General features: G+C 64.4%; 5 protein-coding genes and 1 pseudogene. 5 read left to right on the forward strand and 1 reads right to left on the reverse strand.

Going from position 1 to position 9,179, the window contains the following annotated elements; all coding sequences use genetic code 11:
* Positions 1–18: 18 nt before the first annotated feature.
* The 5 genes from I5R65_RS23470 (at position 19) to I5R65_RS23490 (ending at position 8,795) form a co-directional block, all read left to right on the forward strand.
* Positions 19–1,251 carry an HlyD family secretion protein gene (locus I5R65_RS23470; RefSeq protein WP_180671166.1) on the forward strand — a complete coding sequence of 411 codons (1,233 nt, stop codon included), beginning with the start codon at positions 19–21 and terminating at the stop codon, positions 1,249–1,251.
* A gap of 23 nt (positions 1,252–1,274) precedes the next feature.
* Positions 1,275–2,846, forward strand: a complete 1,572-nt coding sequence (locus tag I5R65_RS23475; protein ID WP_180671177.1) for an MDR family MFS transporter — start codon at positions 1,275–1,277, stop codon at positions 2,844–2,846.
* A complete protein-coding gene (locus I5R65_RS23480; RefSeq protein WP_180671167.1) occupies positions 2,846–4,339 on the forward strand; it encodes an efflux transporter outer membrane subunit in 1,494 nt (497 codons plus the stop codon). Before I5R65_RS23475 ends, I5R65_RS23480 begins: the two co-directional genes overlap by 1 nt.
* Before the next feature lie 679 nt (positions 4,340–5,018).
* A complete protein-coding gene (locus I5R65_RS23485; RefSeq protein ID WP_180671168.1) occupies positions 5,019–6,947 on the forward strand; it encodes a S8 family serine peptidase in 1,929 nt (642 codons plus the stop codon).
* A gap of 597 nt (positions 6,948–7,544) precedes the next feature.
* Positions 7,545–8,795, forward strand: a complete 1,251-nt coding sequence (locus I5R65_RS23490) for an IS256 family transposase (RefSeq protein WP_180671169.1) — start codon at positions 7,545–7,547, stop codon at positions 8,793–8,795.
* Here the strand turns inward: I5R65_RS23490 and I5R65_RS24360 are convergent.
* Positions 8,792–9,179 (reverse strand): annotated as a pseudogene (locus tag I5R65_RS24360) (hypothetical protein); the annotation flags it as partial. The gene I5R65_RS23490 and the pseudogene I5R65_RS24360 overlap by 4 nt on opposite strands.

Here is a 9,179-nt window from a genome sequence, read left to right on the forward strand (position 1 = left end):
GATATTAGGATAAAAAAGATGACCGACGCCACACCCAGCAATCCGCAATCCAGTCCGCAGCCAAGTCCGCAGCAACCGGAGCAGTCCAACTCCACCCCCGACGCCAATGCCAATGCCGCTGGCAACGGCAAGACCACCCCACCCAAGAAGCGCATGAGCCCGCGCGCCCGCTTCATCCTGCGCACCCTGGGCCTGCTGGCGCTAGTGGTGATCGTGGCCTGGGTGCTGTACTACCAGTTCCGCGGCAAGTACCTGGAAAGCACCAACGATGCCTTCGTCCAGGCCGACAGCATCACGGTCTCCTCCAAGGTCACCGGCTACGTGGAGCAGGTGCTGGTGGCCGACAACCAGATCGTCAAGGCCGGCCAGCCGCTGGTGCGCATCGACGCCCGCGACTATTCCGCCCAGGCGGCGCAGGCCAAGGCCCAGATCGACGCCGCCAGTGCCAGCGAAGAAGCTGCCAATGCGCAACTGGCCGAGCAGCAGGCCGCCATCGCCCAGGCCAAGGCGCAACTGGCCGCCGCCGAAGAAGATGCGCGCTTTGCCTCTTCGGAAGTGGATCGCTACACCCCGCTGGCCGCCTCCGGCGCCGAGACCCGCGAACGCCTGACCACCCTGCGCAACCAGCAGGCCCAGGCCCGCACCACGGTGGCGGCGCGCCGCGCCGCCCTGGATGCGGCCCAGCTGCGGGTACGCTCGCTGCAGGCCCAGGTACGCCAGGCCCAGGCCCAGGGCGAAACCGCCAAGGCCCAGTACGACGCCGCCAGCGTCAACCTCGGCTATACCGAAATCCGCGCCAGCGTCGATGGCCGCATCGGCGACAAACAGGTGCGCGTCGGCCAGTTCGTCACGGCCGGCACGCGCATGATGACCGTGGTGCCGACCCGCTTCTACGTCTCCGCCAACTTCAAGGAAACCCAGATCGGCCTGATGCGCATGGGCCAGCCAGCCAGCATCAAGGTCGACGCCTTGCCCGGCGTGGAATTCCACGGTCATGTGGAAAGCCTCTCGCCCGGTACCGGCGCGCAATTCTCGCTGCTGCCGCCGCAGAACGCCACCGGCAACTTCACCAAGATCGTCCAGCGCGTGCCGGTGCGCGTGGCCATCGACGCCACCCCGGAAGAAACCCGCTCCTTCGTGGCCGGCCTGTCGGTGACGGTAGAGGTCAACACCATCGCCGCCAAGGATGAACTGCGCGACCTGCGCGAGCGCACCAGCGAAGCCAACGCCACCCGCAAGGAGCCACAGTGAGCAGCGCCGCCTCCACCCCGGCGCTGAAGGCCAGCGGTGGCAATGGTGCCAACGGTGCCAGCGGTGTCAACGCCGAGAAGGCCGACGCCGCTGCCTGGCTGGCCGTCGCCGCCGGCACTCTGGGGGCGCTCATGGCCACGCTGGACATCTCCATCGTCAACTCCTCGCTCCCCACGATCCAGGGCGAGATCGGCGCCTCCGGGACCGAAGGCACCTGGATCGCCACCGCCTATCTGGTGGCCGAGATCGTCATCATCCCCATGTCGGCCTGGCTGGAACGGCTGCTCGGCCTGCGCGTGCTGCTGCTGACGGCGGCCAGTCTCTTCACCCTGTTCTCGGTACTGTGCGGCCTGTCCACCTCGCTGCCGATGATGATCATCGGCCGGGTGGGGCAGGGCTTCACCGGCGGCGCGCTGATCCCCACCGCCATGACCATCATCGCCACCCGCCTGCCGCGCGCGCAGCAGCCGGCGGGCAATGCCATGTTCGGCGCCACCGCCATCCTCGGCCCGGTGCTGGGGCCGGTGATGGGCGGCTGGCTGACCGAGAACATCAGCTGGCACTATGCCTTCTTCATCAACCTGCCGGTGGGAGCGGCGTTGATCACCTTGCTGCTGGTGGCCATTCCCTATGAACGTCCCAAGTTCGAGCAACTGGCCCAGGCCGACTGGTTCGGCATCGCCGGCCTGGCGCTGGGCCTGGGCGGGCTGACCGTGGTGCTGGAAGAGGGGGAGCGTGAACAGTGGTTTTCCTCGCCCGACATCCGCTGGCTGGCCGCGACCTCGCTACTGGGTTTCATCCTGCTGGCCATCGGCCAGATCCGCTCGCGGCACCCGGTGATCCAGTTGCGCCTCTTGCGGGACCGCCAGTTCGGCTCGGTGGTGATGATGGCCATGATCGTCGGTGTGGCGCTGTATGGCACGGCCTATGTGATCCCGCAGTTCCTCTCCGGCATTGCCGGTTACAACTCGCTGCAGTCGGGCTGGATCGTGCTGCTCTCGGGCGTGCCGATGATCCTGATGATGCCCTTCACGCCGCTGCTGATGCGGCTGGTCGACATCCGCATCGCCGTCGGAACCGGCTTCCTGCTGCTGGCGGCCTCGGCCTTCATCGAGACCGACCTCAGCCCGCTGTCCTATGGCGGTTCCTTCGTGGCCTCGCAACTGATGCGCGGCGTCGGTACCGTGCTGGCCATGCTGTTCCTGAACCAGGCGGCGATCCGCTCGGTACCGCCCTCGCAGGCCGGCGACGCCTCCGGTCTCTACAGTGCAGCGCGCAACCTGGGCGGCTCGCTGGCGCTGGCCGCCATCGCGGTGATCCAGGACCAGCGCTTGTGGCTGCACAGCCGCCGCCTGGAAGAAAGCCTCTCCGCCAATTCCGACCTGGTGCAATCCGGCATCGCCGCGCAAGCCCATCTGGTGGGCGGCCAGGACGCCGCGATTCAGTTGCTGGGCGCGACCATCCAGGCCCAGGCGCTGACCATGACCTACGCCGACCTGTTCTGGATGCTGGGCGTGGCCATCCTCTGCGTCACGCCACTGGTGCTGTTCCTGCGCCCCTTGCCCACCCATGCCGCGCCGGTGGCTTCTCATTGATGATGAACATGGACAAGACTCTCTCTTCGCTCTCGCCCCTCTCTCGTTCTACCCCGCTGCGCCTGGTCGCGCTGGCGGCTGCCACCCTGCTGGCCGGCTGCGCTCTCGGGCCGGAATATGCCGGCCCGCCCGACGCCGCGCCGCAGGCCCAGCGCAGCGGGCAGTTCGTGCGTGCCGGTGATCTCGCCAATGCCACCGCACCGCTGAACCGCTGGTGGGAAGCGCTCAACGACGCCCAGCTCAACCACCTCGTCCAACTTGCCCTGCAAGCCAATCCCAACCTCGGTAGCGCCCGCGCCCGGCTGCAGCAATCGCGTGCCAATCTCGACCTGGAACAGGCCAACGCCGCCCCCAGCGTCGGCGCTTCCGCACTGGCCGCGCATGCGCGCCTGCCGCCCGCCAACCTGGGGGCGCTGACCGGTGGCTCCAGCTCCGGTGGTTCATCCGCCTCCAGCGTGAACCTGTACAACCTGGGCGTGGATGCCAGTTGGGAAGCCGACCTCTTCGGCGCTCATCGTCGTGCCATCCAGGCCGCCGGTGCCAGCGCGCAGGCCGCCGAAGCCTCGCTGGCCGATGTGCAGGTCAGCCTCACCGCCGAAGTGGTCAACGCCTACATCAACCTGCGTGACCGCCAGCAGCGCCTGGCCCTGGGCGAACAATCGCTGCAGGCCCAGCAGGACATGCTCGCCCTGACCGGCCAGCGCGTGCAGCGCGGCACCGCCTCCTCGCTGGACCAGATCCGCGTGCAGAACCAGCTCGACGCCACCCGCGCCGAACTCTTGCCGCTGCAGGCCGAACGTGAGGCCTACCTCAACCAGCTGGCCACCTTGCTGGGGCAGGAGCCCGGCACGCTGGATGCCGAACTGAACGGGGCGGCGCCCTTGCCTTTGCCACCGCAGCAGGTCGCCGTCGGCGATCCGGTCGCGCTACTGCGACGTCGTCCCGACGTGCGTGCCGCCGAACGTACCCTGGCCGCCGATACCGCCAGGATCGGCCAGGCCGAAGCGGCGCGCTATCCCAGCCTGAAGCTCTTTGGCGTGATCGGCCTGGGTGGCACCCATCCCTCGGACCTCACCCGGCTGGATGATTTCGTGGCCCTGGGCGCGCCGATGCTGAGCTGGAATTTCCTCGATTTCGGCCGCGCCAAGGCGCGTGTCACGCAAGCCGAACAGGTGCGTGATGAAGCCGAGATGAAGTACCGCCAGGCCGTCCTGGAAGCCCTGCGCGACGCCGAGGATTCCCTCTCGCGCTTCCGCTACGGCCGCATCACGGTGGCTACCCTGGCGCGCAGCAAGGCCTCCGCCGACCGGGCGCTGGCACTGGCAAGGCAGCGCTACCAGGCTGGCACCGGCACGCTCATCGAGGTGCTCGATACCACGCGCCAGCAGATCACCGCGCAACAGAACCTGTTGCAGGCCGAAGCCAACCTGACGCGCAGTTTCGTCGGCATCCAGAAAGCCCTGGGACTGGGCTGGGGAGATGCCGCAAGCTGATTGAACAACGTGTCCGGACGGGGCGCGGTGGCCCCGTCCGCGTCCTCATCTCTGTCCTCATCTCTGTCCGCACTTCGGGCCACATTTCTGCCCGCTTTTTTGCCCTCACGCCGTCGCCCCCTCCGTTTCTGCAGATCTTCCGCGCGCTTCTTCACATCCCATCCTTGCGCTGCGGTGGACATGCGCGTCTTCCGTGCGCTCTCTGCGCAAAGCTTCACTTTTTATTGTTTTGATCATCGACCACTGAAAGAGACGCGCCGTCACGCATGACTGGTGCGGTGTCGGCCTTCGTCAGCTTTCTAATCCTTGTTGCCGCCTGATATTCCGGCCTTCATGCACCAACGGACAATATTAAGAGTCGGATCAGAAACGGACAATCCCCTCCCAAAAAGCCATCGGGCCGTCGCGTAACGCGGCCTCGAAAAACCATAAAAAGAGGATGTCAGGGAGACTCCATGAGAGAGGGATGCGTCCTATCGGAGACGCCGTTGCGTGCTGCCTGGGCGAATAGTCTCGCGGCCGTCGGCTGTCGATCGCCACCGACCATCGTGCCGGCAATGCGTCCGGCCGGGCCGGATCGCGCGCCATGCCAGCAAGGCAGGCGACGCACATAACAATGACAGCCGCCGCAGAGATCTGCCGCGAGCCTGTTCCACTCAAAGAGACATCAGGGCAGGGAATGAACATCAAGAAAACCGCAAGGACAGCCCGTGCGCGCAAGGTCGCGCCCACCTTCAGGAAGCAGCAACTGTACTGTGCCGTGCTGATGACGCTGGCACCGGCCTTGGGCATGACGGCCAGCGCGCAGAGCTTCGTCAACTACGACGGTACGCGCACCGACGACAAGAATGCCGCCGTCGCCAGCTGGGCCGGCGCCGAGGAATTCAAGAGTGACTGGGGCCTGGGCGCCATGAATGCGCAGCATGCCTACGCCGCCGGTTTCAGTGGCCGTGGCGTCAAGCTGGGGGCGGTTGATTCGGGCTTGCGGCTGACCCACCAGGAGTTCGCCGACCGCGATGTCAAGGCCCTGGCCGTGACGGGCGTCTATGCCAATGACGGCGCGCAGAAGGATGACAGCGATCGCGAGTGGAAAGCCGGCGATGCGTTCAATACCACCGGCGCCAAGAGCGCGTTCAACGATAACCACGGCAGTCACGTATCCGGTACCATCGCCGCCGCCAGGAATGGCTTGGGCATGATGGGCGTGGCTTTTGGCAGCGACTACCACATCACCAACAGCAACGGCACCGATGAGTCGGTGTATGGCGTGAACATGGACTACAACTACTTCAAGGCGGCCTATGGCAACCTCGCTGCAGCGGGCGTGCGTGCCATCAACAGCAGCTGGGGCAGTCCGGATGAGCGTGACGATTTCGGGACCATCGGTGGCGTTGGCGAGGCCTATCAACGACTGCAGGGCGGGGGCAAGAAATCCTGGCTCGACGCCGCCGCCGACGTCGCCAGGGAAACCAACGTCCTCCATGTCTGGGCGGCCGGCAATGCCCATTGCGACAACGTCAACATCCGTTCGGCCCTGCCTTTCTTCAGGCCGGAGATCGAGCAGAACTGGGTGACGGTGACAGCCTTGACCAAGGAACTGGACCAGGCAAGGTTCAGTAACCGTTGTGGCCTGGCCAAGTACTGGTGTGTGTCGGCGCCTGGCGCGGACATCAACAGCCTGGATTCGCGCTCCGACAAGAGCTACGAAGAGGAGAGCGGCACCTCGATGGCCGCTCCCCACGTGACCGGCGCACTGGGGCTGCTGATGGAACGCTATCCCTCCCTGGACAACCAGGCCATCCGCACCATCCTGCTGACGACGGCCAAGCATCTCGGCGCGGGGGCAAGTGATGTTCCCAATACGACATTCGGCTGGGGCATCCCCGACCTGGACAAGGCCATGAACGGCCCAGCCCAATTGCTGGGCAGGTTCAATGCGCATCTCGCGGCCGGCGCCGTCGATACCGGCAGCAAGTCGCGCATCGAGTCCAACGTCGTCGCGCTCTACGCCAGCCTGCCGGTGCAGAGCATGACACTGGGCCTGCAGCTCGATGCCGGCTGGAACGTCAGCCGTACCCAGCGCGAGCTGCGCTTCGGCGGCCTCAATCGCAGCGCCAGCGCGGACTACGGCAGCCTGAGCACGCACGCCGGTGCCAGTCTGTCGCAGGCCCTGCCGCTGACGCAGAGCGTGAGCCTGGTGCCTGCGCTGCAGCTGGACTACACCCGCCTGCAAAGCCGTGCCTACAGCGAACGGGGCGCCGATGCGCTGAACCTGCAGGTTGAGGGCAAGACGGCCGAGGCACTGGTGCTGGGCATGGAGGCCGGCGTCAACTATGCGGTCGGTGAGGCGTCACAGATCAGCGCCCACGTCGGTGCCGGTTATGACGCCATCAATGATCGCGACGACATGGTGGTCCGCTATGCGGGAGTCCCCGGCCCTGGCTTCTCGGTTCCGGGCAGCGCGCGTTCGCCCTGGTTGATGAAGGCGGGCATCAGCTACACGGTCAAGGCGGTCTATGGCACCGATGTGTCCCTGCGTTACGACGCCGATGGACGCAGCGGCATCATCAACCAGTCGGCGGCGATCAAGGCCAGCTGGCGTTTCTGACCTGTGCACGGCCGCCGGGCCGGTCCATGCCTGCGGATGGACCGGCCCGGTCGACGCAACCGATCTGAAGCACAGCAGTTGGGTGGTTACCATCCCGGCCAAGCTGATCACTGTTCCCGCTTCTTGCCGGTCCGGAGTGTACTTGACGTAGCATCCGCGCAACGCGGCCTGTCCCGCCACGACCGGCTTCGTCTTTCCTTGATCGTGCGATGCGCCCTCAATGCGGCGCCGACGATCCTGCCTTCCATGGCGGGCTGCGGGCCTATTCCACGTCTTTCCTCTTTTCTCGCCTGCTACTGGGCTGACGGATCAAAGTGCAGATTCCTCCGTCCTCAACAGTACCAAAAGACAATGCTCAGAAAGGCGGCGGCCTCCGACAATACTGTGCTTACAAAAGCCGGTTCCAATCGGCACGCAGGGAGGGATAACTGCACAGGCGGGGGAGGGGCTACCTTCCCGATGACCTCGCCGAAGATTGAGGAAAGTAACATGATGAATTCAACGAAGCAGGGCAAGCGCGCCTGCATCATGCCGCCTGCTGGTCGGGTCTGTCAGAAATTTCGTGTTTAGGGCATAACATGTCACCAAGGAGTGAATATGCCCCGCAAACCGAAAGCTATGCCATCAGCCTTGCCAGCGATTCCCGCTGAACTGCTAGAACAGTTCGGCAACGGTCCAATGACGGCCGAGGCCATCAATGCAGCCTCTCAGGCCTTCAAGAAGGCGCTCATCGAGCGTGCTCTAGGTGCAGAGATGAGCCACCACCTGGGCTATCCGCCAGGTGCTGCCAAGCCTGCATCCGGCACCAACCAACGCAACGGCAAAGGCGGCAAGACCGTTCTTACCGAAGACGGCCCATTGCGCATTGAGGTGCCCCGTGACCGCAGTGGCAGCTTTGAGCCGTTATTGATTCCAAAGCATGAGCGGCGCTTCACTGGCTTCGACGATAAGATCATCGCTATGTATGCACGTGGCATGACCGTCCGGGAAATCCAGGCGTTTCTGCAAGAACAGTATGGCACTGAGGTGTCGCCGGAATTCATCAGTTCAGTCACAGACGAGGTAATGGTTGAAGTGACTGCCTGGCAAAGCCGGCCGCTGGAACCGATGTATCCGGTCGTCTTCTTCGACGCGTTACGGGTCAAGATTCGGGAGGACGCTGTGGTGCGCAATAAGGCGGTGTATCTGGCCTTGGGCGTTCTGCCTGACGGTTCACGCGACATCCTGGGCCTGTGGATCGAGGGCACCGAGGGCGCCAAGTTCTGGATGAAGGTGTTTAACGACCTCAAGACCCGTGGCATCAACGATATCCTGATTTCCGTCACGGACGGCCTCAAGGGCATGCCAGAAGCGTTGGAAACGGTGTTCCCGGCCACTACGCTGCAGACCTGCATTGTGCATCTGATCCGTAACAGCCTGGCGTATGCGAACTGGAAAGAGCGCAAAGCACTGGCCGGCGCGTTGAAGCCAATCTACACCGCCGTGAACGCAGAAGCGGCCGAGGCCGAGCTCAACGCGTTTGCAGAAGGTGCCTGGGGAGAGAAATTTCCGACTGTGGTGGCTGCGTGGCGCAATGCCTGGGACCGGGTCATTCCGTTCTTCGTGTTCCCGCCAGCAGTGCGCAAAGTGATCTACACGACCAATGCCATCGAGAACGTCAACGCGCAGCTACGCAAGATCATCAAGACGCGTGGACACTTCCCAAGTGACGAAGCCGCTACCAAGCTCATTTGGCTGGCGCTGCGCAATATCACTGCTGCCTGGAGCCGATCCGCACATGATTGGAAGACGGCAATGAACCAGTTTGCTATCCTCTACGCTGATCGCTTCGTGCTTCCGGCTGTTTAAATATTAACCCGCCTTGAACACGAAAATTCTGACACTCCCTGCTGGTCTGCGCATGCATAGTCTCTATGCTGCCGTACTCCTGACCCTGGGCCCAGCTCTGAGCATACCAGCCGTCGCACAGACGGTAGCATTACCGGTACTTGCACTAGCGCCAACACTTGACGAACCAACACCAACACCAACACCAACACCAACACCAACACCAACACCAACACCAACACCAACACCGGCACCGGCACCGGCACCGGCACCAACACCTGCCCCAGCCCCAGCCCCAGTCCCGACTCCGACTCCGGCACCGACTCCGGCACCGGCACCGGCACCAACACCAACACCGGCACCAACATCTGCACCTGCACCAGCCCCAGCCCCAGCCCCGACTCC

This window comes from Herbaspirillum sp. AP02 (assembly GCF_015767275.1).
Classification (GTDB): Bacteria; Pseudomonadota; Gammaproteobacteria; order Burkholderiales; family Burkholderiaceae_D; genus Herbaspirillum.